Annotated in this window: 16 protein-coding genes; 8 read left to right on the top strand and 8 right to left on the bottom strand. The window is 37.2% G+C overall.

The annotated features are described in order from the left end of the window. Positions 1–244: 244 nt before the first annotated feature. A complete protein-coding gene (locus tag ACFSKV_RS03845) occupies positions 245–811 on the top strand; it encodes a hypothetical protein (protein WP_380800522.1) in 567 nt (188 codons plus the stop codon). Positions 812–1,037: 226 nt separating this feature from the next. Here ACFSKV_RS03845 and ACFSKV_RS03840 read toward each other — a convergent pair whose 3' ends face one another. Next, positions 1,038–1,985 carry a succinylglutamate desuccinylase/aspartoacylase family protein gene (locus ACFSKV_RS03840; RefSeq protein WP_380800521.1) on the bottom strand — a complete coding sequence of 316 codons (948 nt, stop codon included), beginning with the start codon at positions 1,983–1,985 and terminating at the stop codon, positions 1,038–1,040. Positions 1,986–2,074: 89 nt separating this feature from the next. On the opposite strand from ACFSKV_RS03840, the gene murB reads away from it, so the two are divergent. Beyond that, on the top strand, positions 2,075–3,088 hold the full coding sequence (gene murB, locus ACFSKV_RS03835; RefSeq protein ID WP_380800519.1) for a UDP-N-acetylmuramate dehydrogenase: 1,014 nt from the start codon (positions 2,075–2,077) through the stop codon (positions 3,086–3,088). On the opposite strand, the gene ACFSKV_RS03830 is transcribed toward murB, so the two are convergent. Beyond that, positions 3,085–3,567 carry a deoxycytidylate deaminase gene (locus ACFSKV_RS03830; RefSeq protein WP_380800518.1) on the bottom strand — a complete coding sequence of 161 codons (483 nt, stop codon included), beginning with the start codon at positions 3,565–3,567 and terminating at the stop codon, positions 3,085–3,087. The two genes, murB and ACFSKV_RS03830, sit on opposite strands and share 4 nt — an antisense overlap. 213 nt (positions 3,568–3,780) lie before the next feature. Here ACFSKV_RS03830 and ACFSKV_RS03825 point away from each other — a divergent pair, with 213 nt between their 5' ends. From ACFSKV_RS03825 to ACFSKV_RS03815, 3 genes are all read left to right on the top strand, one after another. Next, entirely contained in the window at positions 3,781–4,062 is a 282-nt protein-coding gene (locus ACFSKV_RS03825; protein ID WP_380800517.1) for a DUF202 domain-containing protein, read from the top strand. 59 nt (positions 4,063–4,121) lie between these two features. Continuing rightward, the gene (locus ACFSKV_RS03820) at positions 4,122–5,105 is read left to right on the top strand and encodes a TerC family protein (RefSeq protein WP_380800516.1); all 984 of its coding nucleotides are present in this window, start codon (positions 4,122–4,124) and stop codon (positions 5,103–5,105) included. Between the two features lie 170 nt (positions 5,106–5,275). Continuing rightward, complete coding sequence (locus ACFSKV_RS03815) at positions 5,276–6,163, top strand: Ppx/GppA phosphatase family protein (protein WP_380800515.1); 888 nt, start codon at positions 5,276–5,278, stop codon at positions 6,161–6,163. Positions 6,164–6,181: 18 nt separating this feature from the next. On the opposite strand, the gene ppk1 is transcribed toward ACFSKV_RS03815, so the two are convergent. The 5 genes from ppk1 to ACFSKV_RS03790 form a co-directional block, all read right to left on the bottom strand. Continuing rightward, positions 6,182–8,302 carry a polyphosphate kinase 1 gene (gene ppk1 / locus ACFSKV_RS03810; protein WP_380800513.1) on the bottom strand — a complete coding sequence of 707 codons (2,121 nt, stop codon included), beginning with the start codon at positions 8,300–8,302 and terminating at the stop codon, positions 6,182–6,184. 118 nt (positions 8,303–8,420) lie between these two features. After that, positions 8,421–10,379 (bottom strand): DNA topoisomerase (ATP-hydrolyzing) subunit B, encoded by a 1,959-nt coding sequence (gene gyrB / locus ACFSKV_RS03805; protein ID WP_380800512.1) that lies wholly within the window; start codon positions 10,377–10,379, stop codon positions 8,421–8,423. Between the two features lie 114 nt (positions 10,380–10,493). Beyond that, positions 10,494–10,871 carry a CoA-binding protein gene (locus ACFSKV_RS03800; protein ID WP_380800511.1) on the bottom strand — a complete coding sequence of 126 codons (378 nt, stop codon included), beginning with the start codon at positions 10,869–10,871 and terminating at the stop codon, positions 10,494–10,496. Further along, on the bottom strand, positions 10,868–11,821 hold the full coding sequence (locus ACFSKV_RS03795; RefSeq protein ID WP_380800510.1) for a GNAT family N-acetyltransferase: 954 nt from the start codon (positions 11,819–11,821) through the stop codon (positions 10,868–10,870). The genes ACFSKV_RS03800 and ACFSKV_RS03795 overlap by 4 nt, the downstream gene beginning before the upstream one ends. Before the next feature lie 11 nt (positions 11,822–11,832). Next, positions 11,833–12,642 (bottom strand): 1-acyl-sn-glycerol-3-phosphate acyltransferase, encoded by an 810-nt coding sequence (locus ACFSKV_RS03790; RefSeq protein WP_380800508.1) that lies wholly within the window; start codon positions 12,640–12,642, stop codon positions 11,833–11,835. Between the two features lie 235 nt (positions 12,643–12,877). On the opposite strand from ACFSKV_RS03790, the gene ACFSKV_RS03785 reads away from it, so the two are divergent. Next, positions 12,878–13,711: an SDR family NAD(P)-dependent oxidoreductase gene (locus tag ACFSKV_RS03785; RefSeq protein WP_380800506.1), complete on the top strand. Its 834-nt coding sequence runs from the start codon at positions 12,878–12,880 to the stop codon at positions 13,709–13,711. Positions 13,712–13,714: 3 nt separating this feature from the next. Here the strand turns inward: ACFSKV_RS03785 and ACFSKV_RS03780 are convergent, their stop codons facing one another. Continuing rightward, positions 13,715–14,398, bottom strand: coding sequence for a hypothetical protein (locus tag ACFSKV_RS03780; RefSeq protein WP_380800504.1), 684 nt, complete (start codon positions 14,396–14,398; stop codon positions 13,715–13,717). 81 nt (positions 14,399–14,479) lie between these two features. Between ACFSKV_RS03780 and ACFSKV_RS03775 the strand changes: the two genes are divergently transcribed. Together ACFSKV_RS03775 and ACFSKV_RS03770 are read left to right on the top strand one after the other, a co-directional pair. Beyond that, positions 14,480–15,376 carry a class I SAM-dependent methyltransferase gene (locus tag ACFSKV_RS03775; RefSeq protein WP_380800503.1) on the top strand — a complete coding sequence of 299 codons (897 nt, stop codon included), beginning with the start codon at positions 14,480–14,482 and terminating at the stop codon, positions 15,374–15,376. Positions 15,377–15,444: 68 nt separating this feature from the next. Then, on the top strand, positions 15,445–16,623 hold the full coding sequence (locus ACFSKV_RS03770) for an aspartate aminotransferase family protein (RefSeq protein ID WP_380800501.1): 1,179 nt from the start codon (positions 15,445–15,447) through the stop codon (positions 16,621–16,623). Positions 16,624–16,636: the final 13 nt, after the last annotated feature.

The raw sequence follows: 16,636 nt of genomic DNA, 5'->3' as shown, positions 1-16,636 counted from the left end.
AAGCCTGCAGTTATTTAGTTAGTGACAGAACAGAGAATATACATAAATTTTAATCTGAAAGAGCACCGGCGAATCAAATCACCGGTGCTTTTTTATGCTGAATTCTACCTAAATAAGCCGGTTCCAATTAGAAATATCTGGGAATTTTATTATTCTGTAAATTTTACATTAAATTTGTCGCCACTATTGAAACCCAACCTACCCTCCTATTCGTCTTAACAATTGCCAAAAACTTTATCCAACTATGAAATTTATAGGTAAAATATTCACTTTTGTGCTCCTCATTGCTTCTTTGACAGGCTGCGAAAAAGATCCCGAAAGACCTGATTATTATTTCAGATTCAGATTTAATGGAGTGCAAAAAGAATTCAAGGCAAACAACGATTCTAATATTGTTTTCATAGAAGATGGTGGCTTACAGATTGCCACTTTCAATATGGTATCTCAGAAAGATCCAGCCAAAAATTCAATGTTTATTGGACTCAGGACACCTGACACGCCTCAGGTAGGTGTTAGGTATGACATGCAGGTTCCTGTAAATGTTCAAGGGGTATTATCGCCACAAGTTACTGTTCTCTATTTTGATGAGAATGGAAAAGCATTTCTTGCAACACTTTTGGCAAGTTCAAATCCAGGGGCCCGAGATGACGCTGCGGTTACATTTTCAGAAATAACTACAGAAGGAAGTTATGGGACTTTTGAGGCATTGGTCTTTGAAGCAGAAGATGAGACCTCTGAACTTTCTAATAGACAAGCTTACACCATTACAGGAGGAGAATTTTTCCTCCCAAATTTCGTTTCTTTGAGATAAAAAAATCCTGAAAAAGGAAATCAAAGGCCTGTAAAACTTTTATCTTATTCATCCAATCTTCTGGTTGGTTCAATAGAAACAAAAATAAGACGAAGCTGTATCAAAATCCATATGGAAGCCCTGAGATTTGGCCATATGAAATTTTATTCAGCTACCTACCCGAATAAAAAGAGGCTGATCCTTTTATGAGACAGCCTCTTTTTTGTTGGTTTTGACAGAATTCCCCTTAAAAATTATCAACCCTCCCAACATGAACTAAAGCATCACCGGAATTGACCACAGGGTTATTGTTCAAACCCACGACAAACCCGTTATGGGTTGCCTTAATTGGAATTTTCAATTGCCCATAGGGGTCGGAAATCTTGGCTAAAATCTGACCCTTTTTCACCTCATCACCCAGTCTTACTGAGGAAGTGAAAATTCCTGAAACTTTCGCTCTGACCCAAGAACTTTCCTTGACCATAATGGTCTGCCTGGTTTCTATACTACCTTCCATCATACCCAAATAAATCAATAACCTCTTTGTGCCGAGTATAGCCTCCTCTACAGCATATTCATCCAATCGCATAGACTCTCCCCCTTCATATACCAAAATATGTTTCCTTTTTTTGTAGGCCTCTTTCCGAAATGATTTTTCAATATGGGGAGAATTAAGGATAAAATGGGTTCCAAATGCCCTAGCCAGTTCCAATCCTTTTTTATCCTTATAATCAACCCTGATTTGAGGAAAATTGGATAACATTCTGCCTCCTGTATGAAAATCTATTCCAAAATCGATTAATGGAATAATTTCATTGGAAAGAATGAAAGCAATTTGAGATGCCAAAGAACCCTTTTTACTTCCAGGGAAACTCCTGTTCAAATCCCTCCCATCCGGAAATGTCCTCGAATTACTTAAAAAGCCATAAATATTGACCAATGGAATAAAAATAAGGGTACCCTTTATAGGATGAATGACTTCCTCTTCCAACATCCTACGAACAGAAACAATACCGTTGATTTCATCTCCATGGACACCTCCTGAAATCAAAACAACAGGCCCCTCCTCTTTTGCTCTTTTTATAAAAATAGGTAGGTCAATCAAAGTATGCGTGGGAAGTCGGGCAATTGCAATTTCAATATTTATGGACTGTCCTGGCCGGATGCGGACCCCATTTATCACTATTTCTCTCATAAACTCAATTGTTTTTGTAAAGAGGTAATCATCCAAATGCCTTTCAATTTGGTCAAATTCTTGCTTAATTCGCAAGTACATTTGAGCCTATGAATATACAAGAAAACATCTCTCTTCTGCCATATAATACTTTTGGGATAGATAAAAAAGCCAAATATTTTGCTCAGGTCTTTTCAGAAAATGACATTAAATCTGCGATTAAGGAAGCCAAAAGGTTAAACCTCCCGCTAATTCCATTGGGGGGAGGAAGCAATATACTCCTGACCAAGGACCTGGATGCATTCGTTTTGAAAATAGAAATAAGAGGAATAAAAGTATTGGAAGAAAATGAAGAGGATTTGATTGTGGAGGTTGGAGCAGGTGAAAACTGGCATAATTTTGTTCTTCACTGTATAGAAAAAAATTGGTCTGGGGTTGAAAATCTTTCTTTGATTCCAGGTACTGTAGGTGCTTCTCCTATGCAAAATATTGGGGCATATGGGGTAGAAATAAAGGAAGTTTTCCAAAGATTGACTGCTATAAATAGGGAAACCTTGAAAGAAAAAATTTTCAGTTGGGAGGAATGCAGATTTGGTTATAGAGAAAGTGTTTTCAAAAATGAACTTAAAGACCAATTTATAATATGTAGGGTAGTTTTTAAATTGAAAAAAAAACCGGAATTCCAAGTAGAATATGGAACGATCAAAGAAACCTTATTGGAAATGGGAATCAAGGATTTGACCCTAAAACATATCAGTGATGCTATTATCCATATCCGACAAAGCAAACTTCCTGATCCAAAAGTAATTGGCAACGCTGGAAGTTTTTTTAAAAATCCGACTATATCCCAATCCAGTTTCGATAGGTTAAAACGGGAATATCCAAATATTCCAGGTTTTCCAAACCAGGAAGGTGTTAAAGTACCGGCTGCATGGCTCATTGAACAGACAGGATGGAAGGGTAAAACTTTTGGAAAAATAGGTGTCCATAAAAATCAACCGCTTGTTTTGGTCAATTATGGGGGTGGTGAAGGAGAAGAAATCAAATTATTGAGTCAGAAAATTCAAGAATCGGTCAAAGTCAAATTTGGGATTGATTTACATCCGGAAGTAAATTTTCTTTAAATCAAGGGGTCTTCAAATATTATCTCCTTTGGGTATTTGTCTACCTGAACACCAAATTTTTCCAAAAATGCCAGACCTTCATCAAATGGAAGACCTTTGTATTCCGCATAAGAATACATGTAGACGACTTTGACAATGCCCATTGAAAAAATTATCCTCGCACAGGCCAAACAGGGTGCCAAAGTAACATAAAGTGTAGAACCATCCACCGAGGTACTGTTTTTAACAGCATATAGAATGGCATTTTGTTCTGCATGTATTGCCAAAGTACAGCTTCCTTTGCTATCCCTCGCACAGCCGGTATCAGGAAACTCCTCATCACAATTATGTGTCCCAGAAGGTGGTCCATTATATCCAATAGAAATGATCCTCGTTTCCTTTGTCAATACAGCCCCAACATGCTTTTTGATGCAATGCGACCTCTTTGCCAAGTTTACTGCCAACTCCATGAAAATATCATCAAAATGTGGTCTGCTCATAAATGATTTTTAATTAACAATGAATTTTATGATTTCCTGAACCCAAAAGTAGTCAAAGTCATAAAAAATCGGAGGAAAATATTATTGAAAGTAATTGTTGACAGTTCTGATTGCCTTCAATCTGAAAAAAAGCAATTTTCAGTGATTGTGATTAGAATTACAAAAAAATCTGACAATTATTAAGAACTTTGTGAGTTCTAAAAATGAATAGAGATGGAAAAAGAAAATTTAAATGATAATGAACTGATCGTGAGGGATTATCTCGCAAGGCAAAGAACTTATTTGGCAAATGAAAGAACCCTTCTTTCCTATATCAGAACATCATTATATTTTTTAGTTAGCGGCACTGCTTTGATGGAAGTCAAAGCCTTGGGACAGATCAGGGATTTGGGTTATCTGGCATTTGCATTAAGTTTAGGGATGTTGTCCCTGGGATTTTTTAGCTTTTGGAGGGTTAAGAAAAAACTTAAAAAACATTATTATCAACAGATGTAATAGGCTTCAGATAAGTTATATTACCTTTATCTCATCAAACTCATTCTACACAACATAAATTGAATTACTTTCAGGAAGAAGGATATATACTCATTTCCTTTGCATTGGTTATTTTTGGTCTTTTGGCCTTTGACCTTTATATCTTTAACAAGGAAGCCCATAAAGTTTCTACCCGTGAAGCCTTAAATTGGTCTATTGTATGGATTGGCCTAGGTTTGATTTTTGGAGGTTATGTTTATCTTGATTTCGGGATAGAAAAAGCTACGCAATATTACTCCGCATTTCTCATTGAGAAAGCTTTGAGCGTAGATAATCTGTTTGTTTTCATATTGGTGTTCAGGTATTTTAAGGTCCCCTCCAAATATCAGCACAAAGTCCTTTTTTATGGAATTCTTGGCGCTATCGTATTGAGAGCTATTTTCATCTTCTCAGGAATTACATTGATCAATATGACCTACTTGCCTGAATTTGAATTTTACGGTAGAATATTCAGGTTCAATATCATTTTGACCTTATTTGGAATTTTCCTGTTGTTTGCTGGATATAAATCCTGGAAAAATGAGGATGAGGATGAAAAACAGGATTTCTCCGACTCCCTGGGAATAAAATTAATACACCGACTTTTCCGGGTTGACCCCAAATATCATGGAGGAAAATTTTTCATCAGTATTGATGGGAAAAGGTTTGCAACACAATTACTGGTAGTAGTAGCCGTAGTGGAATTTACAGATTTATTGTTTGCAGTAGATTCAATACCCGCCATTTTTGCCATATCACAAGACCCTATAATTCTTTACACTTCTAATATTTTTGCCATTTTAGGACTTAGGGCCCTGTACTTTCTATTGGCCAATAGTTTTGAGATGTTCCATTACCTACAGCATGGATTATCTTTTATTTTAGGATTTATTGGCTTAAAAATGATACTTTCAGCAACTTACCACTTCCCTTCTCCTCTATCCCTATTGATTGTCTTCTCAATTTTGGTTTTGAGTATTGTTTTATCCTGGAAGAGGTTTAAAGAGCAAAGAATCAACTCATAATTGCCAGATTTTTTGAAACCCATTTTAAACCGAAAAACAATTTGAATTGAAAGAAGAGGACTGTTGGCATTATTATGGCTTTGCTAATTACAAAAAGAAAAAAATGAAAATAAATGCAATAAAATTTGGATCCATTTAATTAATTTAGTTTACCCCAACAATAAAAAGAATTGAGATTAGCCGCAGTTGACATAGGTTCCAACGCGATAAGGTTACAGATCACCAACGTAACCCAATATGAAGGAATTATTAATTTTAAAAAACTTGAATATTTACGATTCCCCTTAAGATTGGGGATGGATGTTTTCCATACACAAAAAATATCTGATAAAAATAGGTTAAAGTTCATCAAACTGATGAAGGCTTTCAAACTGCTAATTGATCTTTATGAGGTAGATGATTATATGGTTTGCGGAACATCTGCGCTCAGGGAGTCTATCAACGGAAAGGAAATCGTAGAAGAAATATTTCATGATTTGGGATTGGTCATCAATATCATTGACGGAAACCAGGAAGCTGAATTGATTAATATGGCACTTGGATCTTACATTGATGAAAAATCTTATTTACACATTGATGTTGGTGGCGGTAGTACTGAGTTGAATATATATACCCACAAACAAAAGATTGCCTCAAAATCATTTAAAATTGGTTCTGTAAGGGCTTTGGATGACATGATACCTCTATCGGTCTGGAGAAGCATGAATGATTTTATCAGTGAAAACATTGACAAAAAATCAAAAATCACCTGTATTGGAACAGGAGGTAATATCAATAAGATTTTTGAACTGAGCAAGCCAAGTAAGAATAAAAGATACCTGGATTTTGGGAAAATCAATGAGGTTCTGAATTACCTCGAATCTTTTACATACGAAGAAAGAATTAACAAATTAAACCTAAACCCAGACCGGGCCGATGTCATCATTCCAGCATCCAAAATTTATCTGGCGGCAATGGCCGCTGCAGAATCCAAAAAGATGATTGTCCCAGATGTAGGATTAAAGGACGGTTTAATGCAGGTATTGTACAAAAGGAACAAACACAAAAAGCCCTTATAAAAAAGGGCTTTTTGTGTTTTATACCAGTTTCACTTTTAAAACCTCCTCTGCCTTCACCTTGAAAAACTCCTTATGCACATTGAATTCCTCTTCATCCGCCTGCGGGAATTTTGGCACATAGGTTCCGTCCTCAAGCATTCGGTAGGAATTGACATTGTCCCTTAAATTATAAGCCAGAATATTCATTAATTGTTTTTCCAACAAATTATCTTCCACCCTGAATAAGGACTCCAATCTTTTGTCAAAACTTCTGACCATCATATCTGCAGAACCTGCATAAGTCCTGGTCTGACCGTTATTATGAAAATGGTAAATTCTGGAATGCTCCAAAAAGTCACCCACAATAGAAATCACTTCAATATTATCGCTTAATCCAAGACGACCTGGCCTGAGGCAACAGATCCCCCTGATGACCAGTTTGATTTTTACTCCAGATTGAGAAGCTCTGTATAATGCATATATAATCTCAGAATCTTCCAATGAGTTTACTTTAATGAAAATCCCGGACGGTAAACCATTGCGGGCATTCTCCGCCTCTTCCTCAATAAAATGGATCAGCTGATTCCTCATATCTCTGGGTGCGGTGATTAAATTCTGATAAATACTTGGCATTGAATGTCCAGTGATTACATTGAAAAACTCAGAAACATCATTGGCCAACACCTCATTGGTAGTCAATAATCCAATATCCGTGTATATCCTTGCAGTATCTTCATTATAATTACCCGAGCCAAGGTGAACAAATCTGGTTACCCTATTTTCATCTTTTTTGACGACCAATAACAGTTTTGTATGGGTCTTAAGGTTACTGATGCCATAGATCACAAAACAACCGGCTTTCTGGAGTTTTTTAGCCTCTCTGATGTTGTTTTCCTCATCAAATCTAGCTTTGACCTCAAATAGTACGGAAACGTGTTTTCCATTTTCTGCTGCTCTTAAAAGGGCTTTTGTAATCCTTGAATCTTTTGCCAACCTGTATATGGTCATTTTTATTGCCATAACCCCAGGATCATCTGCAGCCCGTTCAATTAGGTCCAAAATGGGATCTATATTGTTGTAGGGATGGTGCAAAAGGATGTCCTTGTTCTTTAAAATCTGGAAAATATCCTCCGACCCATCTTCAGGATAGGAAATCGGTGGCACAGGAGCAGGCATTTGCGTGAGTTTGTCTTTAAATCTTTTATTTCCCACTACTTGCCATAAACCGGTAAAATCAAGCATGCTTGCCCGCTCGACTTTAAAAATACTGTCATCCTTGATTTTCCATCTATCCTTCAGCAGGTTGATCATCCATTTACTGTAACCCTCCTCAATTTCAATCCTCACTACCCTCCCTGTCTTCCTTTCATTGAGTTTCCTTTTAACCTCTTCCAGAAAATTGGCATCCATATCCTCACTTTCCTCCAAAGTAAAATCCCCGTTTCTGGTAATCCTGAATAAGTTTATGGATTCTATATTGACGTTTCTAAAAAGGGAAACAATATTCTCTCTGATTACCTCTTCAATGGGTACATATACAACCAGATCCTCTCTTTCAATTTCAAAAAATCTTGGAATATTTGCCGGAATCTGGACAAAAGACAGTTTTCTATTTTCTTTTTTATCTCCTGGAGCAAGAGTTACTACCCCGAAAATCAAGAGCTTGTTCATGAGAATAGGAAATGTCCTATAGCCATCAAAAACCATTGGGGTAAGCATAGGATAAACCGCCTTCATGAAATAGGATTTGATAAATTCCCTTTCATCAGGTTCAAGATTTTTTACATTGCTGAGTATGAAACCTGATTCCGCCATATTGGGCAGAAGGTTTTTAAGAAAATGTTCCTGCTGACGCTTGTGAAATTGTTGACATTCCAACATCAACTTCATCTTGAAAGGATCTTCCCTTAACCCTGAATAATCTACTCTTTCTTTGTCATAATCCAGATAATTGTAGAGAGATCCAACCCTTATCATGAAAAACTCATCTAGGTTGGAGGCTGTAATGGCTAAAAATTTCAATTTTTCAAAAATTGACCTGGTATCCTTTTTGGATTGATCCAAAACACGATCATTGAATTTCAACCAGCTCAGGTCACGGCTGACCAAATCACTGCTTTCAATGATACTGTCAAATTTATCTCTGGTTGCAACTTTCATAAGCATTCGGGTATTATTGCAAATCTACAAATCTAAATACTTGATTTGCTAAAGTAAAGTTTAACAATTTATCAACAAAAAAGGGGCTAATCGCCCCCTTTTTGATATTTTCTTAAAATTATGTATCAATTTTGGCGTATTTCGCATTCTTTTCAATAAAATCTCTTCTTGGAGCCACCTCATCTCCCATCAACATGGAGAACAAATGATCTGCTTCAGCGGCGGATTCAATGGTCACTTGTTTAAGTGTCCTTGTATTGGGATCCATAGTAGTACTCCAAAGCTGTTCAGGATTCATTTCTCCCAGACCCTTATACCTTTGAATATTGACAGAATCCTCTTTCCCTTCACCTGCCATTTCCCTGGTCAACATCTTTCTTTCTTCCTCAGTCCAGCAATACCTTTCATCCTTTCCCTTTTTCAACAAATAAAGAGGCGGTTGCGCGATATATACATAACCCTTCTCGATCAAACTTCTCATGTATCTAAAGAAAAGTGTCAAAATCAAGGTCCTGATGTGCGAGCCATCAATATCAGCATCAGTCATGATGATAATTTTATGGTATCTCAGGTTGGAAAGATCCAGCTCTTTGTCATCGTTAACAGTACCAAATTTAACCCCTAGTGCAGTTAATATATTCTTAATTTCGTCATTGTCATAGATTTTATGCTCATGGGCCTTCTCCACATTAAGAATTTTTCCCTTCAAAGGCAAGATAGCCTGAAAATCCCTGTCCCTACCCTGTTTTGCTGAACCTCCTGCCGAGTCACCTTCCACCAGGTACAATTCACAAACAACAGGATCAGAATTTGCACAGTCTGCAAGCTTTCCGGGTAGACCTCCCCCGCCCAATACATTTTTCCTCTGAACCATCTCCCTGGCCTTTCTGGCAGCATGTCTTGCCTGGGCCGCCAAAACAACCTTCCCAACAATAGTCTTTGCTTCTTTAGGATGTTCTTCCAACCAGGTCTGCAATGTTTCTGATACAGCACTGTTCACCGCACCTGAGACATCGGAATTACCCAATTTTGTTTTCGTCTGTCCTTCAAATTGAGGCTCGGCAACTTTAACGGAAATTACAGCGGTAAGCCCTTCTCTAAAATCATCCCCTGCGATATCAATCTTCAATTTGTCCAACATTCCGGACTTGTCTGCATAGGATTTCAAAGTTCTGGTAAGAGCCATCCTGAAACCGGATACATGGGTACCTCCTTCATAGGTATTGATGGTATTCACATAGGAAACCACATTTTCCGAATAAGATGAATTATAACTCATGGCCACCTGGACCGGAACACCGTTTTTCTCCGCCTCTATGTAAATGGGGTGTTCAATAATCTTTTCCTTTGTCTCATCCAAATATTGAACAAATTCTACTAATCCCCCTTCAGAATAAAACTCATCACTTCTTGGATTACCATCTTCTTCAAGTTCCCTAAAATCTTTGAGATGAATCCTTATTCCAGCATTCAAAAAAGCCATTTCCCTCAATCTGTTCGCAATAGTCTCATACTTATACTCGCTAACAGTAAAAATTGAAGTATCAGGTTTGAAATGAATGATGGTACCTCTTTTGTCCGTAGTTCCTATTTCTTTAACTGGATATTGCGGAACACCTATTTTGTATTCCTGTTGGTATATTTTTCCATCTCTGTGAACTGTAGCCTTTAAATCTGTGGATAGTGCATTTACGCATGATACACCCACACCATGAAGACCTCCTGAAACTTTGTAAGTATCCTTATCAAATTTACCACCAGCATGCAAAACGGTCATTACAACCTCCAAAGCCGACTTTTTTTCTTTTGGGTGCATGTCTGTAGGAATTCCACGTCCATTGTCCTCCACTGTGATAGAATTATCCTCATTCACAGACACATAAATGGTATCACAATGGCCTGCTAAGGCTTCATCAATTGAGTTGTCCACTACTTCCCAAATAAGATGATGTAATCCTTTTACTCCTATGTCCCCGATGTACATCGCGGGCCTTTTTCTAACCGCTTCTAGTCCTTCTAATACCTGGATATTACCAGCTGAATAATCCTTCTGATTTCCTTCTTTATTTTCGCTCATAACTTGTTTAAAATGCCAATTCCTTTAAAAAAAAGAAATTATTCCATTCGCTAATCAACCCGTAATATTACGCAAAAAAATCGAGAGCACCCACCAATTTCTTGAATCAAAAAATCAAAATTGGCCTGTACTTAACAAGACCAAATTACAGGCCTGGCAAACCTGAATCCCATTCTCTTTTGCCAGGGCCATAAGTTCCGGATTTTCGGTTCCAGGATTAAAAATTATTCGTTTTGGTTTAAGTGAAATAATATAATCATACCAATCCTGCTGATTTTGGGGACCAATATATAACGTAACAGTATGGACATCTTTGATGGCAGGTTTTTCTTTTAAATCCAGTATTTCCCTTCCAAAAACCTGCCCCTTTTTGATTCCGACCGGAACAAAAGGCATATCTCTTTCAGCAAACATTTCAGCTGCCACATAGGCATAACGCATCCGGTTTTCTGTAGCCCCCAGAATCACCGTCTTTTTTTCTTCTTTACTCATCTGCTTCCAAATACCCTGTCACGTTCAAAGGTTTCTAAATGCCTTTGCTTTTTACTTTCATATATATCCGCCAGGGTAATCATTATACCCGTTTCTTCCACTGCACCAAACTCATCATTCAGGGCAGTGCCAAAAGTTTTCATGGTTGGAGACAAATTCATATAAGTGTTGATCAAAGGAGGAATATTTTCACCAAATGACCTTACTTTACTATTAAGCAATTTATACCCCTCTTTGAAATCAAGCCCATCAAATATTCCCATAAATTTCTTTTGATCGGTTTCAAAGGTAAGCTTCAAATGATCAAAAGGCCTGACCAGGTTATCCTGATCAGGAAAATAATGATGCATGAAATACAGCAAAATATCCCTTGCCTCCCGATGATAATGTGGATACATAGTCACTTTGCCAAAAAGATATTTAATATCTGAATTCAACATGACCACTGCCCCCAAGCCATCCCATAAATTATCCAATGAGAAAATACCTTTTCGGTTATCAATACTTGGTTGGTATTTAGGTTGAACAAAAGAACGGCCCAGTTCGATGGTATAAGGTAAATAATCTTCAATAAATTTCTCTGAAAAATGAAAAAGATGAGCCGTGGAAAGATTTATTTTTCCATGAACATCCAAGCCTGCCATTTTACATTTTATCAATCTATAACCCGCCACAATTTCTTCATCTTCAGGATTCCATGTTATCAATTGTTGGTAACAATTGTCATGGGTATCATTTTCATCCAAATCCAACGATAAACCTGTCCCTCCTCCTGCACTTCTGAAAGTCATTTCACGTAATCTTCCAATCTCCCTAACAGTATTGGGCGCATTATGATAATCAACCAGATAAATAAGATTATTACCATTATTGGTATAGCGCAAAAATCGTTGAGGTGTCAATTCACTTTTTAAAATTGCTCGGTCAACTGCGGGGATAATTACTTGCATATTTGTTGATTTTAGGCCATTTCGTAAACTATTTCCTTTACATACTCAGCCCACTCATTTTCTGTTTTTGTCTTATCAAAATACTGGTAAGAAATTGGTTTTCCTACATGTATAACAACTTTTTTGCCTTTCTGAGCAAACATTTCATCTGCCAAATAAAACATTTCAATATTTGACTTAATACCAAGTTTCTTCCTCAAATTGGCGAAATTATAAAAGAAATTGGAATTCCTTCCTTCGATATAAACCGGGATAACATCCTTTTTGTATTTTTTCGCTTTTGAAATAAAACTTTTTTTCCATTCTAGGTCCTTAATTCCCCCATGCTGCTTTCTGGAAACCAATCCTGCAGGAAATACTAATAATGCATTATTTCCTGAATAAGTATCTTCAATGAGTTTACTTACCACCCTACTATTGGCCCCATGTTTGTTTACCGGAATAAAGATGGGTTCAAAATTTTTAATATTCATAAGGATATCGTTGACAAGAAAACGGATGTCGCTACGGTATTTTCCAATGGCATGCATTATAGCAATTCCATCCAAACCGCCTAAAGGATGATTGGATGCAATGATGACGGGTTGATCTTTTGGGATATTTTCTTCTCCTGTCAAGATAACTTCAACCCCAAACTCCTCAATCAGGCCATTAACAAAATCCAAACCCTGTAAATGCCCAATCTTTTCCATAATCTTGTTGATGTCGGTTTCATGAACAATCCGCTTGATATAACGGATGACAAATCCCGGTAACCATCTGTGCAATTTGGCATTTTTGTTTTTGAGCACCTGCTCTATATCTATAAATGGTTTTTTCACTTTTCTATTCTCTTATTCAAAAAAAACATTCCCAAGTTTCTTTTAAAACTTTGATTTTCAAAGAATAACAAATCCCGGATAACCTAATGAGTTTTTGATTTATGTTTTTTTTTAAAATTTATTAGGCTAAAATTACAAATTTTTAATTACAGAATAAGAAAAAAAAGAAATGGCCAAATTTTGTTTCTGAACCAAATTGATCTTTTTTAGTTTTATTTCCAAAACAAAATCTACCATGAATTTAGCCATAACAGGTCCAACCTCCGGCATTGGAGCCGTCACCTTTCAGGAACTTTGTCCGGCATTTGATCAGGTATTTCTTTTGGCCAGAAACAAAGAAAAAGCGGACCTCCTTTTGAAATCTTTACCTCAAGAAGAACAGGGCAAAGTAATTTTTGTATCCTTGGACCTGGCAGATTTGGATTCGGTAAAAAACGCAGCCCAAACTATTTCAAACAATACTAAATCCCTTGATGTCCTGATCAATAATGCAGGAGGAATTTTCCCCAAAAAACAAATTACAAAAGATGGTTTCGAACTGACACTTTCTGCCAATCATCTAGGGCATTTTTTATTGACCCATCATTTGATGCCCCTACTCCTTAAATCGGATGGGCCAAAGGTAATCAATGTAAGTTCTGAAGCCCACAGAGCTGCCAAAGTGGATTTTTTGGATTTAAATTATGAGCATCACCGATATTCCTCATTTAATGCATATGCAAACGTAAAATTGTTTAATATCCTATTTACCAAGTCCTTGGTGGAAAAATATGGGGAAAAAGGCTTGGCCTCTTATGCTTTACACCCCGGTGTAGTCAATACCAATTTTGGAAAAGAAGCAAGCGGGATTTTCAATATCTTTTGGAAATTGGCCAAACCTTTTATGATTTCACCAAAAGAAGGTGCTCAGACCAGCATTTTCCTTGTAAAATCAAAATTATCAGCCAAACAAAATGGCTATTACTTCAAAAATAAAAAACCAATGGTTCCTTCAGGATCTGCAAGATCTAAGGATATAAGAAATGAACTTTGGGAAATCAGTGAAAAAATGTTGAAGAATTGGCTGTAATTTTCAATCAAACAAAAATACCAGTACTTTTTTCATATCATCTGCGGTTTCCGTTTTTAATTTCTCATTTTTTATATAATCGCGAAGTTCATTATACCGGTCACTGGACAATTCCTTCAATCCTGAAGTATTGCCTTTAAATTCCTGACTTTGGAGACCGTTTATTTTATAGAATCTGACATCCGGCTTATAGGTGTCATATTGAGGCCCTGTATAACCATCTTTGAGATTAGTTGGCTTGACCAAATATTTGGTATGCAATGCCACATATTTTTCGGATCCTTTTTCATATAGAATTTCAACTATCCTCTGTTTTCCCTCCAGATATTCCATCCTGAATAATTTCGGGGAATCCTCCAAAGTTTCCAGCCAAATCCAGTTTTTTAGCACCAAAGGATCACTTTCTTCCCCGCCGGTCTGAATATAAATCTCTTCTTTTTCCGGTAAAATATTGAAGGGAATATCCTCATATACTTTTCCTCCATCAAGTGAAATTTTGGCCGATTTAGGCTCATCATATAAAAAAGGGGTGCCCCTTACGCCATCACTTTTTACATTAAAACGGAAAGCCCTGCCATAATCTATATCATTGGCCTTTACCGTTGTAATGGATTGTCCATAAAGAGACCCCGAAACCAATACTCCAAACAACAACAGTATTCTTCCAACCAATTCTACACTTTTCATAATCCTTTTAATTTGTAGCCTAATTTCCGAATCTATTCTTAAAATTAAAATCAAAACCCATTATATCATTACTTTTGTTCCATGGAAGAAAGCATTTTGTCTTTAACACCCCTTCATTGGGAAGATTACGAACTCATAGATACAGGAGGTTTTGAAAAACTTGAAAAATTTGGCCCCTACATTTTAAGCAGACCTGAACCCCAGGCCATTTGGGACAAAAGCATGAGCGAATCCGATTGGAAAAATCTTTCAGATGCCCACTTTGCCAAAGAAAAAAACAATCCTGAAAAGGGTCAATGGCAGGAATTTAAAAAAATCCCCCATAACTGGCAATTAAGCTATAAAAACCCCGATGGCTTAAAAATGAAACTGAACCTGGCCATGACCTCCTTCAAACATATTGGCCTATTTCCGGAACAAGCCGTCAATTGGGATTATATTTCAGATACATTAAAAAAATTCACGGTAAAAAACCCAAAGGTCTTAAACCTGTTTGCCTATACAGGAGCAGCTTCAGTTGCTGCAAAGGCCTGTGGAGCTGATGTCACCCATTTGGATTCCGTCAAACAGGTGGTTACCTGGTCCAAACACAATATGGAATCTTCGGGTTTGGATGGTATACGATGGATTGTAGATGATGCCATGAAGTTTATCAGAAGGGAAGTCAGAAGAGGAAATACCTATCATGGCATTATCTTGGACCCTCCGGCCTATGGAAGAGGTCCCGATGGTGAAAAATGGATTCTGGAAGAACAAATCAATGAAATGTTAAAACTCTGCGCCCAACTCCTCGATCCGGACCATCACTTTCTCATCCTGAATATGTATTCACTGAGTTTCAGTTCTATGATTGCTTCCAATCTTGTCAAATCAAACTTCCATGTAGTCAGCAACGCAGAGCATGGTGAATTGTACCTGGTAGATAGATTTGAAAAGAAACTTCCTCTGGGCATTTTCTTCCGTTTCCGTAAAATCTAACAGAAACTCATTTAATAATTGGTAATTGTTTCATTTGTAAATGATAATTGGAAATTCAAATCTTTGGAATGAATAACAGACAACTTTTTCTCAGCCATCTTGCCCAAACTACCGACTTTCCTTTGATGCTGGAAATCGAGAAAGCAGAGGGAGTGTATATGTATGGTCCGGATGGAAAATCTTATATAGATTTAATTTCAGGGATTGGAGTAAGCAATGTTGGTCATAGACATCCGAAAATCATTCATGCAATTCAATCTCAATTGGAAAAATACCTCCACCTGATGGTTTATGGGGAATATATTCAAAGTCCCCAGGTCCAATTGGCAAAAGCTTTATGTGAAACCCTTCCCCCTTCATTGAATAATGTTTATTTAGTGAATTCCGGTAGTGAAGCAGTAGAAGGGGCGCTGAAATTGGCGAAAAGGTTCACCAATCGCAGGGAAATTATTTCATGCATCAATGCCTACCATGGTTCTTCACATGGTTCCCTATCTGTTGGTGGAAATGAAATTTTCAAAAGAGCATACCGGCCCTTGTTACCCGGAATCAAAAATGTAGTGTATGGAAGTTTCGGACAATTGGATGAAATAACTGAAAATACAGCAGCTGTAATTGTTGAAACCATTCAAGGGGAAGCAGGAATCAGAATTGCCAGCAAGGAGTATTTCCAAGCACTGAGAAAAAAATGCAATGAAACAGGCACTTTATTGATCTTGGATGAAATCCAGGCCGGATTTGGAAGAACGGGAAAATTCTGGGCTTTCGAACATTTTGATATTGTACCGGATATTCTTGTATGTGCAAAAGGAATGGGCGGAGGTATGCCTATCGGCGCATTCATCGCCGGCCAAGAAGTAATGGGAGTTTTCAAAAACAATCCCCTATTGGGACACATCACCACTTTTGGAGGCCATCCCGTATCTTCTGCAGCTTCATTGGCAACAATCCAAATTATTCAAAATGAAAAATTGTTGGAAAAAGTGGATGAGAAGGCTGAGCTTTTCAAAAAATTATTAGTCCACCACAAAATAAAATCCATCCGGAATAAAGGCCTGATGATGGCCGTGGAATTTGAATCTTTTGAAGTTTTAAAACCTATCATTGACCGGGCAATTGAAAAAGGAGTTATTACAGATTGGTTTTTATTTTGTGATGATGCTATGCGTATCGCACCTCCTTTGGTTATAACCCATGAAGAAATCGAAAAAGCCTGCAACATAATCCTCGAGGCGATTAACGGATGAAATAATTGTCAAT

The organism is Shivajiella indica (assembly GCF_042683085.1).
Lineage (GTDB): Bacteria > Bacteroidota > Bacteroidia > Cytophagales > Cyclobacteriaceae > Shivajiella > Shivajiella indica.
Note: the sequence above shows the minus strand (reverse complement) of the source record. Positions and strands in the feature narration are given on the sequence as shown.

Excerpts from the sequence above, each read along its gene's own strand:
- ACFSKV_RS03845 (WP_380800522.1), top strand. The coding sequence starts at position 245 with ATGAAATTTATAGGTAAAATATTCACTTTTGTGCTCCTCATTGCTTCT.
- ACFSKV_RS03840 (WP_380800521.1), bottom strand. The coding sequence starts at position 1,985 with ATGAGAGAAATAGTGATAAATGGGGTCCGCATCCGGCCAGGACAGTCC.
- murB (WP_380800519.1), top strand. The coding sequence starts at position 2,075 with ATGAATATACAAGAAAACATCTCTCTTCTGCCATATAATACTTTTGGG.
- ACFSKV_RS03830 (WP_380800518.1), bottom strand. The coding sequence starts at position 3,567 with ATGAGCAGACCACATTTTGATGATATTTTCATGGAGTTGGCAGTAAAC.
- ACFSKV_RS03825 (WP_380800517.1), top strand. The coding sequence starts at position 3,781 with ATGGAAAAAGAAAATTTAAATGATAATGAACTGATCGTGAGGGATTAT.
- ppk1 (WP_380800513.1), bottom strand. The coding sequence starts at position 8,302 with ATGAAAGTTGCAACCAGAGATAAATTTGACAGTATCATTGAAAGCAGT.
- gyrB (WP_380800512.1), bottom strand. The coding sequence starts at position 10,379 with ATGAGCGAAAATAAAGAAGGAAATCAGAAGGATTATTCAGCTGGTAAT.
- ACFSKV_RS03800 (WP_380800511.1), bottom strand. The coding sequence starts at position 10,871 with ATGAGTAAAGAAGAAAAAAAGACGGTGATTCTGGGGGCTACAGAAAAC.
- ACFSKV_RS03795 (WP_380800510.1), bottom strand. The coding sequence starts at position 11,821 with ATGCAAGTAATTATCCCCGCAGTTGACCGAGCAATTTTAAAAAGTGAA.
- ACFSKV_RS03785 (WP_380800506.1), top strand. The coding sequence starts at position 12,878 with ATGAATTTAGCCATAACAGGTCCAACCTCCGGCATTGGAGCCGTCACC.
- ACFSKV_RS03780 (WP_380800504.1), bottom strand. The coding sequence starts at position 14,398 with ATGAAAAGTGTAGAATTGGTTGGAAGAATACTGTTGTTGTTTGGAGTA.
- ACFSKV_RS03775 (WP_380800503.1), top strand. The coding sequence starts at position 14,480 with ATGGAAGAAAGCATTTTGTCTTTAACACCCCTTCATTGGGAAGATTAC.
- ACFSKV_RS03770 (WP_380800501.1), top strand. The coding sequence starts at position 15,445 with ATGAATAACAGACAACTTTTTCTCAGCCATCTTGCCCAAACTACCGAC.